21 protein-coding genes are annotated in these 22,209 nt (G+C 54.3%); 17 read left to right on the forward strand and 4 right to left on the reverse strand.

From position 1 onward, the window contains the following. Window position 1: 1 nt before the first annotated feature. From rng to fucR, 4 genes are all read left to right on the forward strand, one after another. Window positions 2–1,471, forward strand: a complete 1,470-nt coding sequence (rng, locus tag IAE27_RS27925; protein WP_004106246.1) for a ribonuclease G — start codon at window positions 2–4, stop codon at window positions 1,469–1,471. Between the two features lie 78 nt (window positions 1,472–1,549). Next, window positions 1,550–5,347, forward strand: coding sequence for an AsmA2 domain-containing protein YhdP (gene yhdP / locus IAE27_RS27930; RefSeq protein ID WP_154022666.1), 3,798 nt, complete (start codon window positions 1,550–1,552; stop codon window positions 5,345–5,347). 88 nt (window positions 5,348–5,435) lie between these two features. Beyond that, the gene (gene tldD / locus IAE27_RS27935; protein WP_004115906.1) at window positions 5,436–6,881 is read left to right on the forward strand and encodes a metalloprotease TldD; all 1,446 of its coding nucleotides are present in this window, start codon (window positions 5,436–5,438) and stop codon (window positions 6,879–6,881) included. Between the two features lie 58 nt (window positions 6,882–6,939). Continuing rightward, window positions 6,940–7,686, forward strand: coding sequence for an L-fucose operon activator (gene fucR, locus IAE27_RS27940; protein WP_064373941.1), 747 nt, complete (start codon window positions 6,940–6,942; stop codon window positions 7,684–7,686). On the opposite strand, the gene aaeR is transcribed toward fucR, so the two are convergent. Continuing rightward, window positions 7,683–8,612: an HTH-type transcriptional activator AaeR gene (gene aaeR, locus IAE27_RS27945; protein ID WP_004106239.1), complete on the reverse strand. Its 930-nt coding sequence runs from the start codon at window positions 8,610–8,612 to the stop codon at window positions 7,683–7,685. The genes fucR and aaeR overlap by 4 nt on opposite strands. Window positions 8,613–8,743: 131 nt before the next feature. Here aaeR and aaeX point away from each other — a divergent pair, with 131 nt between their 5' ends. The 4 genes from aaeX to IAE27_RS27965 all read left to right on the forward strand — a co-directional run bounded on the left by aaeX (window position 8,744) and on the right by IAE27_RS27965 (window position 12,278). After that, entirely contained in the window at window positions 8,744–8,947 is a 204-nt protein-coding gene (aaeX, locus tag IAE27_RS27950; RefSeq protein WP_004106237.1) for a p-hydroxybenzoic acid efflux pump operon protein AaeX, read from the forward strand. A gap of 7 nt (window positions 8,948–8,954) precedes the next feature. After that, on the forward strand, window positions 8,955–9,887 hold the full coding sequence (gene aaeA, locus IAE27_RS27955; protein ID WP_004106235.1) for a p-hydroxybenzoic acid efflux pump subunit AaeA: 933 nt from the start codon (window positions 8,955–8,957) through the stop codon (window positions 9,885–9,887). 5 nt (window positions 9,888–9,892) lie between these two features. Then, window positions 9,893–11,860: a p-hydroxybenzoic acid efflux pump subunit AaeB gene (aaeB, locus tag IAE27_RS27960; protein ID WP_004106233.1), complete on the forward strand. Its 1,968-nt coding sequence runs from the start codon at window positions 9,893–9,895 to the stop codon at window positions 11,858–11,860. 139 nt (window positions 11,861–11,999) lie between these two features. Further along, window positions 12,000–12,278, forward strand: coding sequence for a barstar family protein (locus IAE27_RS27965; RefSeq protein ID WP_023321690.1), 279 nt, complete (start codon window positions 12,000–12,002; stop codon window positions 12,276–12,278). A 50-nt stretch (window positions 12,279–12,328) separates the two neighbouring features. On the opposite strand, the gene yhcN-B is transcribed toward IAE27_RS27965, so the two are convergent. From yhcN-B to argR, 3 genes are all read right to left on the reverse strand, one after another. After that, window positions 12,329–12,595, reverse strand: coding sequence for a DUF1471 family stress response protein YhcN-B (yhcN-B, locus tag IAE27_RS27970; protein ID WP_004106229.1), 267 nt, complete (start codon window positions 12,593–12,595; stop codon window positions 12,329–12,331). A gap of 102 nt (window positions 12,596–12,697) precedes the next feature. Continuing rightward, the gene (gene yhcN / locus IAE27_RS27975; protein WP_004106226.1) at window positions 12,698–12,961 is read right to left on the reverse strand and encodes a peroxide/acid stress response protein YhcN; all 264 of its coding nucleotides are present in this window, start codon (window positions 12,959–12,961) and stop codon (window positions 12,698–12,700) included. 354 nt (window positions 12,962–13,315) lie between these two features. Continuing rightward, window positions 13,316–13,786 (reverse strand): transcriptional regulator ArgR, encoded by a 471-nt coding sequence (gene argR / locus IAE27_RS27980; RefSeq protein WP_004106225.1) that lies wholly within the window; start codon window positions 13,784–13,786, stop codon window positions 13,316–13,318. Between the two features lie 411 nt (window positions 13,787–14,197). Here argR and mdh point away from each other — a divergent pair, with 411 nt between their 5' ends. The 9 genes from mdh to IAE27_RS28025 form a co-directional block, all read left to right on the forward strand. Beyond that, the gene (mdh, locus tag IAE27_RS27985; protein ID WP_070555395.1) at window positions 14,198–15,136 is read left to right on the forward strand and encodes a malate dehydrogenase; all 939 of its coding nucleotides are present in this window, start codon (window positions 14,198–14,200) and stop codon (window positions 15,134–15,136) included. 132 nt (window positions 15,137–15,268) lie between these two features. Beyond that, window positions 15,269–15,913 carry a GntR family transcriptional regulator gene (locus tag IAE27_RS27990; RefSeq protein ID WP_004106223.1) on the forward strand — a complete coding sequence of 215 codons (645 nt, stop codon included), beginning with the start codon at window positions 15,269–15,271 and terminating at the stop codon, window positions 15,911–15,913. Continuing rightward, window positions 15,885–16,550, forward strand: coding sequence for a GntR family transcriptional regulator (locus IAE27_RS27995; RefSeq protein WP_070555392.1), 666 nt, complete (start codon window positions 15,885–15,887; stop codon window positions 16,548–16,550). Before IAE27_RS27990 ends, IAE27_RS27995 begins: the two co-directional genes overlap by 29 nt. A gap of 211 nt (window positions 16,551–16,761) precedes the next feature. Then, window positions 16,762–18,030 carry an SLC13 family permease gene (locus tag IAE27_RS28000; RefSeq protein ID WP_017145340.1) on the forward strand — a complete coding sequence of 423 codons (1,269 nt, stop codon included), beginning with the start codon at window positions 16,762–16,764 and terminating at the stop codon, window positions 18,028–18,030. A 32-nt stretch (window positions 18,031–18,062) separates the two neighbouring features. Next, window positions 18,063–18,962 carry a L(+)-tartrate dehydratase subunit alpha gene (gene ttdA / locus IAE27_RS28005; RefSeq protein ID WP_004106220.1) on the forward strand — a complete coding sequence of 300 codons (900 nt, stop codon included), beginning with the start codon at window positions 18,063–18,065 and terminating at the stop codon, window positions 18,960–18,962. Next, the gene (gene ttdB / locus IAE27_RS28010; RefSeq protein ID WP_004106218.1) at window positions 18,962–19,579 is read left to right on the forward strand and encodes a L(+)-tartrate dehydratase subunit beta; all 618 of its coding nucleotides are present in this window, start codon (window positions 18,962–18,964) and stop codon (window positions 19,577–19,579) included. The genes ttdA and ttdB overlap by 1 nt, the downstream gene beginning before the upstream one ends. 273 nt (window positions 19,580–19,852) lie before the next feature. Continuing rightward, a complete protein-coding gene (locus tag IAE27_RS28015; protein WP_004106216.1) occupies window positions 19,853–20,107 on the forward strand; it encodes an oxaloacetate decarboxylase subunit gamma in 255 nt (84 codons plus the stop codon). Window positions 20,108–20,122: 15 nt separating this feature from the next. Further along, window positions 20,123–21,898 carry a sodium-extruding oxaloacetate decarboxylase subunit alpha gene (oadA, locus tag IAE27_RS28020; protein ID WP_200093236.1) on the forward strand — a complete coding sequence of 592 codons (1,776 nt, stop codon included), beginning with the start codon at window positions 20,123–20,125 and terminating at the stop codon, window positions 21,896–21,898. A gap of 15 nt (window positions 21,899–21,913) precedes the next feature. Further along, on the forward strand, window positions 21,914–22,209 hold a 296-nt coding region (locus IAE27_RS28025), incomplete at its 3' end, for a sodium ion-translocating decarboxylase subunit beta (protein ID WP_196548453.1).

The raw sequence follows: 22,209 nt of genomic DNA on the forward strand, positions 1-22,209 counted from the left end.
GATGACTGCTGAATTATTAGTTAACGTAACGCCATCGGAAACGCGCGTCGCTTATATTGATGGCGGTATTCTTCAGGAAATTCATATTGAGCGTGAAGCGCGACGCGGAATAGTAGGCAATATCTACAAAGGTCGTGTCAGTCGGGTGCTGCCGGGAATGCAGGCGGCTTTTGTAGATATTGGCCTCGATAAAGCCGCGTTTCTGCACGCTTCCGATATTATGCCGCACACCGAATGTGTGGCAGGTGAAGAGCAAAAACAGTTCACCGTTCGCGATATTTCCGAACTGGTGCGCCAGGGGCAGGATTTAATGGTGCAGGTGGTGAAAGACCCGCTGGGTACCAAAGGCGCCCGTCTCACCACCGATATCACCATTCCTTCTCGCTATCTGGTCTTTATGCCAGGCGCTTCGCACGTCGGCGTCTCTCAGCGTATTGAAAGCGAAGCGGAACGTGAGCGCCTGAAAAAAGTGGTGTCTGAATACTGTGACGAACAGGGCGGTTTCATTATTCGTACCGCGGCTGAAGGGGTACATGAGCAGGAGATGGCCGCAGATGCCGCCTACCTCAAGCGCGTCTGGACAAAAGTCATGGAGCGCAAAAAGCGCCAGCAGACGCGTTATCAACTGTACGGTGAACTGGCCCTGGCGCAGCGCGTGCTACGTGATTTCGCCGATGCGCATCTTGACCGTATTCGCGTAGACTCCCGTCTGACCTACGAATCGCTGCTTGAGTTTACCGCCGAATATATTCCGGAGATGACCAGCAAGCTGGAGCACTACAGCGGCCGCCAGCCGATTTTCGATCTCTTTGACGTAGAAAACGAAATCCAGCGCGCGCTGGAGCGTAAAGTTGAACTGAAATCAGGCGGTTATCTGATCATCGACCAGACGGAAGCGATGACTACCGTCGATATCAATACCGGAGCATTCGTCGGTCACCGTAATCTTGACGATACTATTTTTAATACCAATATTGAGGCGACCCAGGCCATTGCCCGTCAGCTGCGTCTGCGCAATCTTGGCGGTATTATCATCATTGATTTCATTGATATGAATAATGAGGATCACCGTCGGCGGGTGCTGCATTCGCTGGAACAGGCGCTGAGCAAGGATCGGGTAAAAACCAGCATAAACGGCTTCTCTCAGCTTGGGCTGGTGGAGATGACCCGCAAGCGCACCCGCGAAAGCGTGGAGCACGTGCTGTGCAATGAGTGCCCGACCTGCCATGGCCGCGGCACGGTGAAAACGGTAGAAACGGTGTGCTACGAAATCATGCGTGAAATCGTGCGCGTACACCACGCCTACGATTCCGACCGATTCCTGGTCTATGCTTCTCCTGCGGTAGCGGAAACGCTGAAAGGGGAAGAGTCGCATGCACTGGCGGAAGTCGAGATCTTTGTCGGTAAGCAGGTCAAAGTACAAATTGAACCGCTCTATAATCAAGAGCAGTTTGATGTAGTAATGATGTAATCATCCGTTTTGCCTGGCTCACTTCAGGACAGGGGCAGGTAAAAGGATGGCGCGTAAAAGGCTGACAAGGAGAGATGCGTGAGGCGACTGCCCGGGATTTTACTGCTCACCGCGGCAACAGTGATTGTTGTCGTCGCACTGCTGGTGAGCGGTCTGCGTCTCGTACTGCCGCAGTTGAACAGTTGGCGTCCGCAGGTGCTGGAAAAAGTATCGGCGATTGCCGGTGTACCGGTCGATGCCTCACAAATTACCGCCAGCTGGCAGACGTTTGGCCCGACGCTTGATGTCCGTGATATCAAGGCAGGCCTGAGCGACGGCGGTGAGCTTTCCGTCAAACGCGTCACTCTGGCGCTCGACGTATGGCAAAGTCTGCTGCATATGCGCTGGCAGTTTCGCGACCTGACCTTCTGGCAGCTACAGGTTCATACCAACACGCCGATCCAAACCAATAACAGCGGCGAAGGTCTGAAAACTGACCGCATCAGCGATCTTTTCCTCCGCCAGTTCGATCACTTTACCCTTCGCGATAGTCATCTGAGCTTCCTGACGATTTCCGGTCAGCGGGCAGAACTTACGATTCCGCAGCTTACCTGGCTGAACGGTAAAAATCGCCATCGCGCGGAAGGACAGCTTAGCCTCAGTAGCCTGACCGGCCAGCATGGCGTGATGCAGGTGCGAATGGATCTGCGCGACGAAGACGGTTTGCTCAATAAGGGGCGCGTCTGGCTTCAGGCCGATGACATCGACGTTAAGCCCTGGCTTGGACGCTGGATGCAGGACAACATCGCCCTACAGAGCGCGAAGTTTAGCCTGGAAGGCTGGATGACTATCGACAAAGGCGATGTCGCCAGCGGAGATGTGTGGCTGAAAAAAGGCGGCGCCAGCTGGCAGGGCGATAAAGATAAGCATCATCTGTCGGTCGATAATCTGACCGCGCACATCTATCGCGATAACCACAGCTGGGGCTTTCGCATCCCGGACACGCGTATCTCCATGGATGATAAACCCTGGCCGCGCGGCGCGCTGGCGATGGCGTGGATACCTGCCCAGGATGTCGGCGGAACAAATGCTCAGCGCAGCGATGAGCTGCGCATACGCGCCAGCAACCTTAATCTTAGCGGCCTGACCGGGCTGCAGCCGATGGCGGATAAACTGGCGCCGTCGCTGGGTGAAATCTGGCGTACAACGCAGCCGGATGGCAAGATCAATCTTCTGGCGCTCGATATTCCGCTCCAGATGGCGGAGAAAACGCGTTTCAAAGCGGACTGGAGCGACATGTCCTGGAAGCAGTGGAAGATGTTGCCCGGCGCGGAGCATTTTTCCGGCAGCATTGCCGGGAGCGTGGAGAACGGTATCCTGCATGCCAGCATAAAGCAGGCAAAAATGCCTTATGAGACGGTATTTCGCGCGCCGCTGGAGATCGCTAAAGGCGATGCGACGCTCAGTTGGATAAAGAACGACAAAGGTTTTATGCTCGACGGTCGCGATGTTGACGTGCAGGCTACCGGCGTTCGCGCCCGCGGCGGCTTCCGCTATCTGCAACCGCAGGGTGATGAACCCTGGCTCGGTATTCTGGCCGGAATCAGTACCAATGATGGCGGTCAGGCATGGCGCTACTTCCCTGAAAATCTGATGGGTAAAGAGCTGGTGGATTATCTTAGCGGGGCGATTAAAGGCGGCCAGGCCACCGACGCCACGCTGGCTTACGGCGGTAATCCCCATCTGTTCCCTTACAAGCACAATGAAGGTCAGTTTCAGGTCTCGGTGCCGCTAAAAAACGCCACCTTCGCCTTTCAGCCTGACTGGCCAGCGCTCACCGGCCTGAATATCGATCTTAACTTTATCAATGACGGGCTGTGGATGAAGGCCGATAAGGCGATGCTCGGCAAAGTGACGGCCAGTAATCTGGACGCGGTGATACCGGACTACTCGCGAGAAAAACTGCTGATTGATGCCGATGTTAACGGCCCGGGTAAAGAGGTTGGTCCTTACTTTAACGAGACGCCGTTGAAAGAGACGCTGGGCGCGGCGCTGGACGAGCTTCAGTTGGATGGGGATGTGAGCGCTCGCTTACATTTGAACATCCCGCTGGACGGCGAGATGACCACCGCCAAAGGCGACGTCCAACTGAAGAATAATAGTCTGTTTATCAAGCCTATCGATACCACGCTGCAAAACCTGAGCGGTAAATTCAGCTTTGTAAACGGCGATCTGAAAAGCGAACCGATGAGCGCGACCTGGTTTAATCAGCCGCTGAACGTTGATTTCTCGACCACCGAGGGCGAGAAAGCGTTCCTGGTTAACGTCGGGATGAACGCCAACTGGGAGCCTGCGCGTACCGGTCTGTTGCCGAAAGCGCTGGAGAACAGCCTGAGCGGCAGCGTGCCCTGGGACGGTAAAGTGGCGATTGAGCTTCCGTACCGCGGCAGCGCAAATTATAAAGTCGATATTAACGGTGAGCTGAAAAACGTAAGTAGTCACTTACCTGCTCCGGTTGATAAGCAGGCCGGTGAGCCTTTACCGGTAAAAATTAAGGTTGATGGCGGATTAAGCAGCTTTAATTTGACCGGCTCCATGGGGACGAAGAATCACATTAATAGCCGCTGGCTGCTGGGCAATAAGCTCACACTAGATCGCGCGATTTTAACTTCTGACAGTAAAGCCGTATCTCCGCTGCCTGCGCAGTCAGGCGTCGAGCTGAATATGCCGCCGATGGATGGCGCGCAGTGGCTGGCGCTGTTCCAGCGCGGTGCGGCAACTGACGTCAGCAGTAGTATTGTCTTCCCGCAGCAGGTCACGCTGCGTACGCCGACGTTAACGATGGCGGGTCAGAGCTGGAATAACGTCAGCCTGGTCTCCCGGCCCGATGCAGGGGGAACGAAGATTGAAGCTCAGGGGCGTGAAGTCAACGCTACCCTGACGATGCGCAAAAATGCCCCGTGGCTGGCGGCCATTCGCTACCTCTATTACAACCCAACTTCGGCGAAAAGCAGTGGGACGGAAAATAGCAGCGCTCCGCTGACCGAGACAAAAGTAGATTTCCACGGCTGGCCCGATCTCCAGCTTCGCTGCGCAGAGTGCTGGCTGTGGGGGCAAAAATATGGTCGTATCGACGGCGATTTTACGATCAGCGGCGATACCCTGACCCTGGCGAACGGGCTGGTGGATACCGGTTTTGGCCGTCTGACGAGCGATGGCGTATGGGTTAGCGCCCCGAGCGGCGTACGGACCTCATTAAAAGGTAAGCTGCACGGGAATAAAACCGATGATTTTGTAAACTTCTTCGGCGTGTCCACACCGGTAAAAGGATCGTCGTTCGATATTGATTACGATCTACACTGGCGCGCGCCGCCGTGGCAGCCGGACGTTGCTTCGCTTAACGGCATTCTTAAAAGCCGTCTCGGGAAGGGAGAGTTTACCGATATCAGCACCGGACACGCCGGCCAGCTTCTGCGCCTGCTGAGCGTTGATGCACTGCTGCGCAAGCTGCGCTTCGACTTTAGCGATACGTTCAGCGAAGGGTTCTACTTCGATTCGATTCGCAGCACGGCATGGATTAAAGACGGCGTTCTGCATACCGATGATACGCTGGTCGATGGTCTGGAAGCGGATATCGCAATGAAAGGCTCGGTGGATCTTGTTCGCCGCCAGCTGGATATGCAGGCCGTGGTCGCGCCGGAAATCTCCGCGACCGTAGGCGTTGCGGCGGCCTTTGCCGTTAACCCGATAATCGGTGCTGCGGTCTTTGCCGCCAGTAAGGTGCTGGGACCGCTATGGAATAAGGTCTCTATTTTGCGCTATCGCATCACCGGTCCTATCGATCAGCCGCAAATTAACGAAGTGCTGCGCCAGGCGCGGAGCGACAAAAAGCAATGATTTGACGATTGCGGGGAATTACCGCACTCTCAATAGATAGCGTTTTTTATTTCCGCCCGAGAGGCGGCAACAAACGAGTAGCATAACGATGAGTCTGAACCTGGTAAGTGAACAATTACTGTCGGCAAACGGCCTGAATCATCAGGATCTGTTTACCATTCTTGGCCAGCTGGCCGAGCGTCGTCTGGATTACGGCGATCTCTATTTTCAGTCGAGCTATCACGAGTCCTGGGTTCTGGAAGACAGCATCATTAAAGATGGTTCGTACAATATCGACCAGGGCGTCGGCGTTCGCGCGGTGAGCGGGGAAAAAACCGGCTTTGCGTACGCTGATCAGATTAGCCGGCTGGCGCTGGAACAGAGCGCGCAGGCGGCACGCACCATCGTGCGCGATCGCGGTGATGGTAAAGTTCATACTCTTGGAGCGGTGGAGTACAGCTCCCTCTATACCAGCATTGACCCGCTGCAGAGCATGAGCCGCGAAGAGAAGCTGGATATTCTGCGCCGGGTCGATAAAACCGCCCGCGCGGCCGATAAACGCGTGCAGGAAGTGTCCGCCAGTCTGACCGGTGTCTATGAGTTAATTCTTGTTGCCGCCACCGACGGCACGCTAGCGGCTGACGTTCGTCCGCTGGTTCGTCTTTCCGTCAGCGTGCTGGTGGAAGAAAACGGCAAACGCGAGCGCGGCGCCAGCGGCGGCGGCGGCCGCTTTGGCTACGACTATTTCCTGGCCTCGCTGGAGGGAGAAGTGCGCGCTGATGTTTGGGCGAGAGAAGCCGTGCGTATGGCGCTGGTCAACCTGACCGCCGTCGCAGCGCCTGCCGGGATGTTGCCGGTTGTTCTGGGTGCTGGCTGGCCTGGCGTGCTGCTGCATGAAGCCGTTGGTCACGGCCTGGAAGGCGATTTTAACCGTCGCGGAACCTCGGTGTTCAGCGGTCATATGGGGGAACTGGTGGCCTCTGAGCTATGTACCGTTGTGGATGACGGCACCATGGCCAACCGTCGCGGCTCCGTCGCCATTGACGATGAAGGTACGCCTGGGCAGTATAACGTGCTGATCGAAAACGGGATTCTGAAAGGTTATATGCAGGACAAGCTCAACGCTAGGCTGATGGGCGTGGCGCCAACCGGTAACGGTCGCCGCGAATCCTACGCGCATCTGCCTATGCCGCGTATGACCAACACCTACATGCTGGCGGGTAAATCCACGCCGCAGGAAATTATCGAATCGGTCGATTACGGTATCTATGCGCCGAACTTCGGCGGCGGTCAGGTAGATATCACTTCCGGGAAATTCGTTTTCTCTACCTCGGAAGCCTACCTGATTGAGAAAGGGAAAGTGACCAAAGCGGTGAAGGGGGCAACGCTTATCGGCTCCGGCATTGAAGCGATGCAGCAGATTTCGATGGTGGGGAACGATCTGAAGCTGGATAGCGGCGTCGGCGTTTGCGGTAAAGAGGGCCAGAGCGTGCCGGTTGGCGTCGGTCAGCCCACGCTGAAAGTGGATAAACTCACCGTCGGCGGTACCGCCTGATCCCTCATCATGCGCTTTCGCATTCCGCGAAAGCGCAAATTACCTCCGCGGGGTCGCGATGAAAGCCGCGCGTCAGCAGCAGATAGTTGAGTTACTCAATCAGCATCACACTTTAACCACCGAAGCGTTGTCCCATCTTCTGCAGGTCAGCATTGAGACCATTCGCCGCGATTTGAGTGAGCTACAGAGGCAGGGGAGCATTCAGCGTAGTCACGGGCGGGCGCGAGTTCTTCAACGCGATAATCATCACGGCGAGAAGCCTTTTCATCGTCGCGTGAAAAGCCACTATGCCCATAAATCCGATATTGCGCGTACGGCGCTGGCGTGGATTGATGCAGGCATGACGATCGCGCTGGATGCCAGCTCAACCTGTTGGTTTCTGGCGCGTCAGCTGCCGGATATTAACCTGACGGTATTTACCAATAGCCACCCGGTCTGCGTTGAACTTGGCCGCCGCGAGCGGATCCAGTTAATTAGCGCCGGTGGTCAGCTTCTGCGTCAATATGGCTATTACGTTAACCCCGCGCTGTTATCGCAGGTCAAATCGCTGGAGATCGATCTGTTTATTTTTTCCTGCGAAGGGATCGATAACGATGGCGTACTCTGGGATTCCAGCGTTAACAATGCCGCGTACAAATCCTTGCTCCTGAAACGGGCGGCGCAGTCGCTATTGCTTATCGACAAAAGTAAATTTCATCGTGCCGGCGAGGTGCGCATCGGAAATCTCAGCGAAGTGACGCAAATCATTTCCGATGCCGGACCTGATAATGAGTTAATGCCCTCTTTGGCTGATTCGGACGGCTAGCGGGCAATCCCCCGACCGTGCATGCCCTGATAAATTTTTGCCACCCCGACGAAATACTCCGTCAGATAATTAATGCATACCTGTACTTTCAGAGGCAGCTTATCTTTCTCGGTATACAGCGCGTAAACCGGGCGCGGATCGGACTGGTAGCTCGGCAGCAGGATCTCCAGTTCGCCGCGGTTGATCTCGTCGATCGCCCACATCAGCGGAACATAAGCCACGCCGACGCCTGCCGTCAGCCAGCGGACCAGCGTCATTGGATCGTTAGTGACAAATCGGCCCTGAGGGATCAGTTTGGTTGAGATCCCTTCCGGGGCGATGATTTCAAATTCGTTATCCGGCCGGACGCTGTATTCCAGCCAGGAGTGGCTGGCGAGATCTGCTGGTTTTTCCGGACAGCCGGCATGCTGGAGATAGCTTTTCGCCGCGCACAGCACCATCGGCATCGAACCCAGGCGGCGGGAAAAGAGGCTGGAATCCTGCAGCGCCCCCACGCGAATAACCACATCCAGACCGTCCGCAATCAGGTCCGGAGCGGGGATGCCCGTGACCAGATTTATCGATAGTCCGGGGTGCTCTTTAAGCATGTCCGCCGTTATGCGCGCAAGGACATTCTGTGCCATAGTTGAAGAACAGCCGATGCGCAGGGTACCGATGGGCGTATTGTTAAACGCGTACAACTGTTCATGGACATCCTGGACTTCGAACAGCATTCGCCGACAGCCTTGATAGTAGATTTTTCCCGCTTCTGTTAAGCCAAGGCTACGCGTACTGCGGTTGAGCAGCTTAACCTGCAGCTCATCTTCCAGTTTGGCTACCGTCTGGCTGATGGAAGAAACGCTCATCTGGAGCTGGCGAGCCGCGGCGGTAAATGACCCTAATTCGACCACTCTGGCAAAAACGGACATGCGTTTTAATCGTTCCATTATTCACTCTGGCTTAAAAGTGATTTAGATCACACATTGTAGATAAGGCTGCAATTGTTACGGTACTATATAGTTAGCTAAATAATAAACGCATTGCGCATATCACCTGCACGCTTCTTATCAAGGTCATCATGAGTCTGTTTCCTGTCATTGTGATTTTCGGCTTGTCGTTTCCGCCGATCTTCTTTGAGTTGCTGTTGTCGCTCGCCGTCTTCTGGCTGGTGCACCGCCTGCTGGTTCCAACGGGCATCTATGATTTTGTCTGGCACCCGGCACTGTTCAATACCGCGCTATATTGCTGCTTGTTTTATCTGATATCACGTTTGTTCGTTTGAGGTTGATGTGAAAACACTAACAAGAAATATCCTCCGTACCGCAATCACTGTGATACTGGTTATCCTTGCATTTATGGCGATTTTTCGCGCATGGGTGTACTACACCGCATCGCCCTGGACGCGCGATGCGCGCTTTAGTGCGGATATTGTAGCCATTGCTCCCGATGTTTCCGGCCTGATTTCGCAGGTGAATATCAAGGATAACCAACTGGTTAAGAAAGACCAGGTTTTGTTCGTCATTGACCAACCGCGTTACCAGAAAGCGTTAGCAGAGGCCGAAGCCGATGTCTCCTATTACCAGACTCTGGCGCAGGAGAAGCGCGTGGAAGCCGGTCGTCGTAACCGTCTTGGCGTCCAGGCCATGTCCCGGGAAGAGATAGACCAGGCGAATAACGTCCTGCAAACCGTTGAACATCAATTAGCCAAAGCGACGGCGAGTCGCGATCTGGCGAAGCTTGACCTTGAACGGACGGTGATTCGCGCTCCGGCCGATGGCTGGGTGACCAACCTGAACGTGTACCGCGGCGAGTTTATCACCCGAGGTTCCACCGCGGTTGCGCTGGTGAAGCAAAATACCTTCTATGTCATGGCCTATCTTGAAGAGACCAAGCTTGAAGGTGTGCGCCCCGGGTTTCGTGCTGAAATTACCCCTCTGGGAAGCGTACATACCCTCAGGGGGACCGTCGACAGCATCGCTGCTGGCGTCACCAATGCCAGCAGCAGCAGCGATTCAAAAGGGCTGGCCTCTATTGATTCTAATCTTGAGTGGGTGCGCCTGGCGCAGCGGGTACCGGTACGTATTCGCCTTGATCAGCAGCAGGGCAATCTCTGGCCAGCGGGCACCACGGCGACGGTGGTGATCACGGGTAAAGAGGATCGCGATACCAGTCAGGCAAACTTCTTCCAGAAACTGGCGATGCGCCTGCGTGAGTTCGGTTAATCGCCATGGGGATCTTCACCATCGAACTCCGGCATCTCCGCTTCGCCGTTAAGTTAGCCTGCGCGGTGGTGCTGGCGTTATTCGTCGGTTTTCATTTTCAGCTGGAAACTCCGCGCTGGGCGGTGCTTACCGCAGCGATCGTTGCTGCCGGTCCGGCATTTGCCGCAGGCGGGGAGCCTTACTCCGGCGCCATTCGCTATCGCGGGATGCTGCGTATCGTCGGTACCTTCATCGGCTGTATCGCCGCACTGGCGATTATCATCCTGATGATCCGCGCCCCGTTGCTGATGGTACTGGTTTGCTGCCTGTGGGCGGGCTTCTGTACCTGGATCTCCTCGCTGGTGCGGGTTGAGAACTCCTATGCGTGGGGTCTGGCGGGTTATACCGCGCTCATCATTATTATCACTATTCACGAAGAGCCGATGCTGGCGCCGCAGTTCGCCGTCGAACGATGCAGTGAGATTGTCATCGGTATCGTCAGCGCCATTGTGGCCGATCTGCTGTTTTCTCCGCGATCGATAAAAAAAGAGATCGATCTTGAGCTGGATAACCTGCTGATCGATCAATATCGCCTGATGCAGCTTTGCGTGGCCCATGGCGATAAAGATGAGGTCGATAAGGCCTGGAGCGCCCTGGTCCGCCGTACCAACGGGTTGGAGGGGATGCGCGCCAACCTGATCATGGAGTCTTCGCGCTGGGCTAAAGTGAATCAACGCCTGAAGGCGATCAACACCCTCTCTTTGACCCTGATTACTCAGGCCTGTGAAACCTTTCTGATTCAGAACACCCGGCCTGAGATAGTGACGGATGACTATCGGGAGCTCTTTGCTGAACCGGTTGAGACCGTGCAGGACGTGCACCGTCAGCTAAAACGTATGCGCCGCTTTTTGACCTGGAAGGGGGAGCATAATACGCCGGTGACGATCTACAGCTGGGTAGGTGCTGCAACGCGCTATCTGCTTTTGAAGCGGGGCGTGGTCGGCAATACCAAAATCAGCCGTATTGAAGAGGAAGTACTGCAGGGCGAAGTGGTGGTGAAGGCAGAATCCGCCGAGCGCCATCATGCGATGGTGAACTTTTGGCGAACTTCTATCTCTTGTATCCTCGGTACGTTGTTCTGGCTATGGACCGGCTGGACTTCGGGAAGCGGGGCGATGGTGATGATTGCGGTTGTTACGGCTCTGGCGATGCGTTTGCCAAATCCGCGGATGGTGGCTATTGATTTCCTTTACGGCACGCTGGCGGCTTTACCTCTGGGCGCGCTGTTTTTCCTGGTGATTATGCCTGCGACGCAGCAAAGTATGCTGCTGCTGTGCATTAGCCTTGCGGTGATGGCATTTTTTATCGGCATCGAGGTACAGAAGCGGCGCCTGGGGTCGTTGGGCGCGCTGGCCAGCACGATTAATATCCTGGTGCTTGACAACCCGATGAAGTTTGAATTCAACCAGTTTCTTGATAGCGCCTTAGGTCAGATCGTAGGATGCTTCCTCGCGCTGATGGTGATCCTGCTGGTGCGTGATAACTCCCAGGCTCGTACCGGACGCGTGCTGCTTAACCAGTTTGTCTCGGCAGCGGTATCATCGTTGACCACCAATACGGCGCGACGTAAAGAGAACCATTTGCCCGCTCTGTATCGTCAGCTTTTTTTATTGCTGAATAAGTTTCCTGGCGACATCGCGCGCTTTCGTCTGGCATTAACCCTGATTATTGCCCATCAGCGGCTGCGCGATGCACCGGTACCGATAAACGACGATCTGTCCGCCTTTCACCGGCAGCTGCGTCGCACGGCGGATCGCGTCATTTCCGCGAAGAGCGATGATAAGCGTCGCTACTATTTTGCCCGTTTGCTTGATGAACTGGATATCTATCAGCAAAAATTACAGCACTGGGAAGCCTCTTCCCAGGTGACCGAGCCGGTACGAAGGCTGGTGGATATGCTGCATAAGTATCAGCACGTACTCACCAACAGCTAGCATCCATAACCGACGCCTGAAGCGTCGGTTTTTTTATCGCTATACTTAATCGTCAGAAAACGAATTCCTCCAGCAGAGTGGGACGATACGCCGGAATATCGGGCTAAGACGAGCTGCACGTGTGGACAGGATGCGGGCAATGACGACTACCTATACCTTTGATTTTGACGAAATAGCTGAGCAGCAGGATTTTTATCGCGAGTTTTCACGTACTTTTCACTTAGAGCGTGAGAAAGTGAACAACCTTGATTCACTATGGGATGCGGTGACCGCCGGGTTGCTGCCGCTACCGCTGGAGATTGAATTTATTCATTTAAGCGATAATCAGCGACGCCGATTCGGCGCATTAATTCTGCTTTTTGATGAGGCGGAAGAGGAGCTGGAAGGAGAGCTTCGTTTTAATGTGCGGCATTCATAAAAAAGCCCCCGACAGAGCGGGGGCAAGTCGTCGGATAAGACGACGAGGGTTTATTTGTACAGTTCAGCCGTAGCGTGCCAGTTATCGCCGGTACGGGCTTCAATGATGCGGTAGCTGCTGGCGCCTTCTTTTTCAGCTTTAGCCGCCAGCTCCTGACGCATATCCATCGGTGCGCTGCCTACCTGAGAAACGGAAACGGTGCCCATGGACTGTAAATTTTGCGCCTGTTCTGCGTTCACTTGATTAACGGCGGCGTTTGCACCGAAAGAGAGAACGGAAGCCAGACCCAGGGATGCGATGATAATTGCGCTTTTCATAATCTTTTCTCCAACCTTCATATTTTCAGCGGCGGAAAGTTGTAATCAACTTGAGGCCGCTGAAGAGATTCTGTTTAGTTAATGCCCGACAATCGTTAAATCTTATTTATACAGTTCAGCCGTTGCGTGCCAGTGGTCACCGGTACGTGCTTCAATAATGCGATAAGAAGAAGCACCTTCTTCCTGCGCTTTTTTGTTCAGCATTTCATGCATATCCATCGGGGAAGAACTTACCGCGCCGACGGAAACGGTGCCGATTGCCTGACGGCCCTGAGCCTGTTCGCTGTTGATAGAGTCAGCGGCAAAGGCGCCAAAGGAGAGAACGGAAAGGATGCTCAATGCTGCTACAGTGGTTTTGATTTTCATGATGTTCACCTCGTCGAATCTTTTTGTTGAGGTCTTTTGTTTCGTGACCCTCATCACAAAATCAAGTATACACTAATAACTGAAAATATTAATACCTTGCTAATTGTTGTTCATGTAAATAATTACAAAGAAACGTCGTTTTTATAACGTATAAGTATTAGAAATGTCATTTTTTCGACATGGATTGCTTTTATAGCTTTTTAAATCATGAAGATAGGATAATTTGATCTTTTGTGCGCTTACGTTAATTTCATCAAGTAAATGAATGTATAGAAGCGGAAAAACACACAAAATGTTAAAGGAATGATAATTTTTTGAAGGGTTCCCCTCTGGTGTTAACCAGAGGGGAGGGGATCAGAGTTCTTGCTCAAACAGAACGAGAATGGCGTCATGCAGCTCTTTAACGGTAAAACCTCTGGCCGGGGTGGTAAAGATGGTGTCATCACCAGCAATACTCCCGAGGATGCCTTCAGCCTTGCCAAGCGAGTCGAGAAGCCGGGCGATAAGCTGTGCCGCGCCAGGGCTGGTGTGAATGACCACGACTGAATCGTTATAATCGATATCCAGCACCAGATTTTTCAGCGGGCTGGAGGTCGTCGGGACGCCAAGCTCGGCGGGCAGGCAGTAAACCATTTCCATTTTGGCGTTGCGCGTGCGTACAGCGCCAAATTTGGTGAGCATACGTGAGACTTTCGATTGGTTGATATTATCGAAGCCTTCTTCCTGTAGTGCCTGGACGATTTCACCTTGAGAGCTGAATTTTTCTTCTTTAAGCAGCGCTTTAAACGCTTTAACCAGTTCTTCTTGTTTTGCCGAACTTCGCATAAGTCACCCAATTATGGTGGTAAAAACAACATCATTATGCATAACAATGCATTTTTATGCAAATAATCCACAGGGGAGAAGCGTAAATAATGTTATGAAGGGCGCATATTTTAGCAAAAAACTCTAATAAGGAACATGCCTTCGTCACGGCGTGTGAGTTGCTACAAAAGTAAATGAAATGTTATTAAATGATGTTGTTCTGCTCAATACGCTGGGTGTATTGTAACCAATAGTCGATCCGGTACTACTTTGCTGGATGGTCAGTCTCAGGGAGGAAAATGCGAAGCTGCTGCATCGCTGCGCACGACCACGCATTCTTCAGCCATACTTATTGTAATTGTTCATCTTGTGAATTAAGGTCCAGGCGACGGAGTAACGAAAGATTATTTTAACCATAATAAGGAGTTTAGGATGAAAGTTGCAGTCCTCGGCGCCGCTGGTGGAATTGGCCAGGCGCTTGCCCTACTACTTAAGACCCAACTGCCTTCAGGTTCAGAACTCTCGTTGTACGACATCGCTCCGGTAACTCCGGGCGTGGCGGTTGATCTTAGCCATATCCCTACCGATGTAAAAATCAAAGGTTTTTCCGGCGAAGACGCCACCCCTGCACTCGAAGGCGCGGATGTGGTGCTGATATCCGCGGGCGTAGCGCGTAAGCCCGGTATGGATCGCTCCGATTTATTTAACGTTAACGCCGGTATTGTGAAAAATCTGGTTCAGCAAATTGCTAAAACCTGCCCGCAGGCCTGCGTCGGGATTATCACCAACCCGGTAAATACCACCGTGGCGATTGCCGCAGAAGTGCTGAAAAAAGCCGGCGTTTACGACAAGAACAAGCTGTTTGGCGTAACCACGCTGGATATTATCCGCTCGAATACCTTTGTGGCGGAACTGAAAGGCAAATCTTCATCCGATGTTGAGGTTCCGGTAATCGGCGGCCACTCAGGCGTAACTATTCTTCCTTTATTATCACAAATTCCAGGCGTGAGCTTCAGCGAGCAGGAAGTGGTGGATCTGACTAAACGTATTCAAAACGCCGGTACTGAAGTCGTTGAAGCCAAAGCTGGCGGCGGCTCAGCAACCCTGTCGATGGGTCAGGCTGCAGCCCGATTTGGTCTCTCTTTAGTTCGCGCCATGCAGGGAGAGAACGGGGTGGTGGAATGCGCCTACGTGGAAGGTGATGGCCAATATGCCCGTTTCTTCTCTCAGCCGCTACTGCTGGGGAAAAATGGCGTAGAGCAGCGTCAGCCTATTGGTAAACTCAGTGCGTTTGAGCAACAGGCGCTTGAAGGGATGCTGGATACGTTGCAGAAAGATATCGCCCTTGGCGAAGATTTTGTGAATAAATAATCTGGCATAAAAAGAGAAGCCGGGACCTGGGTTCCGGCTTTTTTATGGTTTTCTCCTGCCTCTGAATGACTCTCCCGCCTGGTAAATCTGCTAAACTCCCCCGCGTCTTAAGCGGCAACAAATGAGGACATCGTGAAAAAAATTGAAAGAAAGCAGACCAGGGACCACATTACTCAGATGATCCGTTATGAGATCCTTTCCGGTGGGATGAAACCCGGAGAGGAGCTTGCGCAGGAAAGTATTGCGGAACAGCTGGGGCTCTCTCGTATGCCGGTTCGGGAAGCGCTACAGGCCCTTGAGCAGGAAGGGTTTCTGGTGCGCTTGCCAAACCGCCATATGCAGGTCGCGAAACTGGAGCCTGACCATGTCAGCCACATTTTTCGGGCAATTGCGGTGATGGCCACGGAGCTTTTTTTATTGGTGCCCGCGGCGGCAGGCGAATCGCTCGCTGCGCGCGCGCGCGCGCTGGCGCATCCGGGTGAGCGGTCGCGGGAGTTGGCGTTCCACCAGACGCTAATTTCATATATTGATAACCGCTATCTGCAAAAGATTTATCAGCAGTTTTTGGATGGCTATATCAGCTATGTCATTCTGTATCTGAAAGAGGATAATCAGGAATCGGCGCAGATACTCAGCTCTCTGATGGACGCTATCCGTCGGGGCGATGGTGATGAGATCGCGCAGGAAACGCAGCGTTATTTCCTCTCTCTGGCAGAAATAATGCGTCAACACATGAAGGATTGGGAAAGTGCAGAAGCCTCGATTAGGGAAAATTAAGCTTCTTTCAGCGAAAGAGCAGGTCGCGGCAGTATTACGTAAAGCTATACTGTCGCGCGATTTAGTTGAAGGGCAAGAAATTACCCTTGAAGGGATCGCCAGCATGGTCGGCGTCTCCAGTATGCCCGTGCGTGAAGCATTTCAGATTCTGGCCGCGGATGGGCTGATTAAAGTCCGGCCCAATAAAGGGGCGGTCGTGCTGGGGATCAACGAACAAACGATTCGCGAGCATTATGAGATTCGCGCGCTGCTGGAGAGTGAAGCGGTCGCTAAAGCCTCTCGTCCCGGGACGGACATTTCGCGAATTGCCGAAGTGCACTACTCGGCAGAAAAAGCGCTGGCCGAAAATAACTCGGCTGAATATTCCGACATGAATCAGGCCTTTCATATGGAGATATGGAATGCGGCCGGAAATGCTAAAATGAAGCTCTTGCTCAGCAATATGTGGAACGGGCTGTCGATGGGACATAAGGTCACTGAGGAAGAGTACGCTTCCATTTCGATACGCGAGCACAAGGGCATTTTACAGGCTCTGGAGCTGCATGATGAAGAGCTGGCGCGCCTGCGAATGCGCGAACATATTATCCGTTCGATGGAGAATATGCTGACGCGCTACGTTGACGATCCCGGCGCTTGACGCCCCCCGCCTGTACGATCGCTACAGGCGTCTTACTTATTTATCTGCTCAATTAATTACGCTAAGTGACTGCTTTTGCGATATTTTGATAAAGATCGCACTCCTGACGCTTTCCTGAAAAACGCATTGACTTACTCTTTGCATGGGAATAATTTCCCTCTCGTCAATATTGGATACAATATCATATATCATTGATGGGACAATTATAAATATGGAACCGATTACCATTACTCTATGTTTGCTGGTGTTTGCTATCGCCATGTTCGTGTGGGAGAAAATACCCCTTGCGGTCACTTCGATGGTGGTTTGCGTAGCGCTGGTTCTCACCGGCGTACTTGACCTCAAACAGGCTTTTTCCGGCTTTATCGACACCAACGTTATTCTTTTCGTCGCTATGTTCATCGTCGGCGGCGCGCTATTTGAAACCGGGATGGCGAATAAAGTTGGCGGCGTGATTACGCACTTCGCCAAAACTGAAAAGCAGCTGATTTTCACGATTATGGTGGTGGTCGGCGTGATGTCCGGCTTTCTTTCAAATACCGGTACTGCCGCAGTATTGATCCCCGTCGTCATCGGCGTGGCGGCGAAATCTGGCTTTACCCGTTCTCGTCTGCTGATGCCGCTGGTTTTTGCCGCAGCGCTTGGCGGCAACCTGTCGCTGATCGGCGCGCCGGGCAATCTGATTGCACAATCGGCGTTGCAGAATATCGGCAGCGGTTTCGGATTTTTTGAATATGCCAAAGTGGGTCTACCGATGCTGGTTTGCGGCATCATTTATTTCCTGACGATTGGCTATAAGTTTCTGCCCAATAACCCGAATAGCAGCGAAGTCGGCAGCATTGGTGAACAGCGCGATTACAGCCATGTTCCGCGCTGGAAGCAGATCCTGTCGCTGGTCGTTTTGATTGCCACGATCCTGGGCATGATTTTCGAAAAACAGACCGGTATTAGCCTGGCGGTAGCGGGCTGTATTGGCGCGCTGGTGCTGGTAGTCACCGGGGTGCTGAGCGAAAAGCAGGCCTATAAAGCCATTGATTCACAAACTATTTTTATCTTCGGCGGCACCCTGGCGTTAGCAAAAGCGCTGGAAATGACCGGTGCCGGAAAGCTGGTTGCCGATCAGGTTATCGGCATGCTGGGGAACAACTCTTCGCCATTCATGCTGCTGGTGGTGGTTTTCGCTCTATCCGTCGTTATGACCAACTTTATGTCCAATACTGCGACCGTTGCGCTTCTGGTACCGGTGAGCCTGTCGATTGCTGCGGGTATGGGGGCCGATCCGCGCGCCGTGCTAATGGCCACGGTGATTGGCAGTTCCTGCGCCTATGCCACCCCAATCGGTATGCCTGCCAACATGATGGTGCTGTCGGCAGGTGGATATAAGTTTGTCGACTACGCCAAATCCGGCATCCCTCTGATTATCGTTTCCACCATTGTCAGCCTGATTCTGCTGCCAATCCTTTTCCCGTTTCATCCGTAACTCACGGAAGCTGTTCTGACTAAGGAGCATTTATGAGCAAAAGTGAACAGATATCCCATATGACCAATATTATGGCCAAGTTTGTGGGATACACCGGCAAAGTCTTGCCCGATGACGTCACTGCAAAACTGGAAGATTTGCATAAAAAAGAGACCAGTAAACTGGCCGACGTCATCTTTACGACCATGATTGAGAACCAGCGCCTGGCGAAAGAGCTGGATCGTCCTTCCTGCCAGGATACCGGGGTGATTCAGTTTCTGGTGGAGTGCGGGGCGAACTTCCCGCTGATCGGCGAACTGGAAGCGCTGCTGCGTGAAGCGGTGATCAAAGCGACCGTCGATTCTCCGCTGCGCCATAACAGCGTCGAAACTTTTGATGAATACAATACCGGCAAAAACGTGGGTAAAGGGACGCCGACGGTATTCTGGGAGATTGTCCCGGATTCCGACCAGTGCAGCATTTATACCTATATGGCGGGCGGCGGCTGCTCCCTGCCGGGGAAAGCGATGGTGCTGATGCCGGGCGCGGGTTATGAAGGCGTCACTCGCTTTGTCCTCGATGTGATGACCAGCTATGGTCTGAACGCGTGTCCGCCGCTGCTGGTGGGCGTGGGCGTGGCGACTTCCGTTGAAACGGCGGCGCTGCTGTCGAAAAAAGCGCTGATGCGTCCGATTGGTTCGCATAATGAGAATGAGCGTGCAGCTTCGCTGGAAAAAATGCTTGAAGACGGCATCAATAAAATTGGCCTCGGGCCGCAGGGCATGTCCGGTAATACTTCCGTTATGGGCGTGAATATTGAAAACACCGCGCGCCATCCATCCACCATTGGAGTGGCGGTGAACGTCGGCTGCTGGTCGCACCGTAAAGGGCATATCGTTTTTGATAAAGACTTGAACTACACCATTACGTCTCACAGCGGAGTGAATTTCTGATGACTAAAAAAATTCTTACCACGCCAATTAAAGATGAAGATTTAGCCGATATTAAAGCTGGCGATATTATTTACCTCAATGGCCATATTGTTACCTGTCGCGATGTGGCGCACCGTCGCTTAATTGAAGGTGGCCGCGAATTACCCGTAGACGTTAACGGTGGCGCTATTTTGCACGCTGGTCCAATCGTCCGCCCAATTAAAGGCGAAGACGATAAGTTTGAAATGGTCTCCGTTGGTCCAACCACCAGTATGCGCATGGAAAAATTCGAAAAAGAATTCATTGCCAAAACGGGTGTGAAATTAATCGTTGGTAAAGGCGGAATGGGGAAAGGCACCGAAGAGGGCTGTGCGGAGCATAAAGCGCTGCACTGCGTATTCCCGGCAGGCTGTGCGGTAGTGGCGGCAGTATGCGTGGAAGAGATTGAAGATGCGCAGTGGCGCGATCTGGGAATGCCGGAAACGCTGTGGGTATGCCGGGTGAAAGAGTTTGGCCCGTTAATTGTTTCTATTGATACGCATGGTAATAACCTGTTTGAACAGAACAAAGTTATTTTCAATCAGCGTAAAGAGATTGTCGCTGATGAAATATGCCAGAACGTAAGTTTTATCAAATAATCTGATTTATATCATTCGCACGATAATGATGGCGTTATGTTTATGACGGTAATAAACAGGGACTCTGACCGGGGCGGTTCAGGGAAATCCACCCTTATTATTTTCGTTATATACCCCATGGATTTTGAGTTGCTTTGAGACGGCAAGAGAGAATCCCAGGAGCTTACTCAAGTAAGTGACTGGGGTGAATGAACGTAGCCAACAAAGACGCAACTTGAAAGACGACGGGGATAAATAACATCATTATCGTGCCTCCTGCTCGAAGGCTATTCTATGACTGATGCAGCACTGCTATTAGGCGAAGGCTTCACCCTGATGTTCCTCGGCATGGGGTTCGTGCTGGCGTTTCTGTTTCTGCTGATTTTCGCCATCCAGGGCATGTCCGCCGCCGTCAACCGCTTCTTCCCCGAACCGGCTGTCGCGCCGAAGGCGGCACCTGCGCCCGCCGCCGCGCACGCTGACGATTTCGCCCGCTTAAAGCCGGTGATTGCCGCCGCTCTCCACCACCATCGCCGACTTAACCCTTAATTCACGGAGGAATCCATGACCGTTGCCATTACCGATGTCGTCCTGCGCGACGCCCACCAGTCCCTTTTCGCCACCCGCCTGCGCCTCGACGATATGCTCCCCGTCGCCGCTCAGCTCGACGACGCGGGCTACTGGTCCCTTGAGTGCTGGGGCGGCGCCACCTTTGACGCCTGCATCCGCTTCCTCGGCGAGGACCCCTGGGTCCGCCTGCGCGAGCTCAAAAAGGCCATGCCGAAGACCCCCCTGCAGATGCTGCTCCGCGGCCAGAACCTCCTCGGCTACCGCCACTACGCCGATGACGTGGTGGAGCGCTTCACTGAGCGCGCCGTCAAAAACGGCATGGACGTGTTCCGCGTCTTCGACGCCATGAACGACCCGCGCAACATGAAAGCCGCCCTGCAGGCGGTGCGCAGCCACGGCGCCCACGCCCAGGGGACGCTCTCCTACACCACCAGTCCGGCCCACACCCTGCAGACCTGGCTTGACCTGACTGAACAGCTGCTGGAGACCGGCGTCGACTCCATCGCGATTAAAGACATGTCGGGCATTCTCACCCCGGGGGCCGCCTTTGCGCTGGTCAGCGAAATCAAGAAGCGCTATGACGTCAGGCTGCACCTGCATGCTCATGCCACCACCGGGATGGCGGAGATGGCCCTGCTGAAGGCCATCGAGGCGGGCGTTGACGGCGTTGATACCGCCATCTCTTCCATGAGCGCCACCTACGGCCACCCGGCCACCGAGGCGCTGGTGGCGACGCTGGCGGGTACTGAGCACGACACCGGGCTGGATATCCTCAGGCTGGAGAGCATCGCGGCGTACTTCCGCGAGGTGCGCAGGAAATACCACGCCTTCGAAGGCCAGCTGAAGGGCACCGACAGCCGTATCCTCGTGGCCCAGGTGCCGGGCGGGATGCTCACCAACCTCGAGGGCCAGCTGAAGCAGCAGAACGCCGCCCACCGTCTGGATGAGGTGCTGGCGGAAATCCCCCGCGTGCGTGAGGACCTCGGCTTTATCCCGCTGGTCACCCCGACCTCGCAGATTGTCGGCACCCAGGCGGTGCTGAACGTGCTGACCGGCGAGCGCTACAAAACCATCGCGAAGGAGACTGCCGGCATTCTGAAGGGCGAATACGGCCACACCCCGGTGCCGGTGAATGCGGCATTGCAGGCCCGCGTGCTGGAAGGGGCAGAAGCCATCACCTGCCGCCCGGCGGACCTGCTGAAGCCGGAGCTGGCGCAGCTGGAAGCCGACGTGAAACGTCAGGCGCAGGAGAAGGGCATCGTTCTGGCGGAGAACGCCATCGATGACGTGCTCACCGTGGCGCTGTTCCCGCAACCCGGCCTGAAGTTCCTGGAGAATCGCAATAACCCGGCGGCGTTCGAGCCGGTGCCGCAGGCTGAAGAGGTCAAACCGACGGCAAAAGCCGCTAAACCGGCGGCCTCCGGCGTCTACACCGTGGAAGTGGAGGGCAAAGCCTTTGTGGTGAAGGTCAGCGACGGCGGCGATATCAGCCAGCTGACGGCGGCCGCGCCGGCTGCCTCTTCCGCCCCGGCTCAGGCGGCCGCCCCGGCAGGTGCCGGCACGCCGGTGACCGCGCCGCTGGCGGGCACTATCTGGAAGGTCATTGCCGCGGAAGGCCAGACGGTGGCCGAAGGCGACGTGCTGCTGATTCTGGAAGCCATGAAGATGGAAACCGAAATCCGCGCCGCACAGGCCGGGACCGTGCGCGGTATCGCGGTGAAATCCGGCGATGCGGTGGCGGTGGGCGACACCCTGCTGAGCCTGGCGTAAGGAAGAGGACGCGAAATGGAAAGTCTGAACGCCCTGATTCAGGGCATGGGGCTGATGCACCTCGGCGCCGGCCAGGCCGTCATGCTGCTGGTGAGCCTGCTGCTGCTGTGGCTGGCCATCGCCAGGAAGTTCGAGCCGCTGCTGCTGCTGCCGATTGGCTTCGGTGGCCTGCTGTCGAACATTCCGGAGGCCGGGCTGGCGCTGACCGCGCTGGAAAGCCTGCTGGCCCACCACGACGCCGGGCAGCTGGCGGTGATTGCGGCGAAGCTCAACTGCGCGCCGGACGTCCACGCCATCAAAGAGGCGCTGGC

The organism is Klebsiella sp. S69 (assembly GCF_016516145.1).
GTDB classification, from domain to species: domain Bacteria; phylum Pseudomonadota; class Gammaproteobacteria; order Enterobacterales; family Enterobacteriaceae; genus Klebsiella; species Klebsiella oxytoca.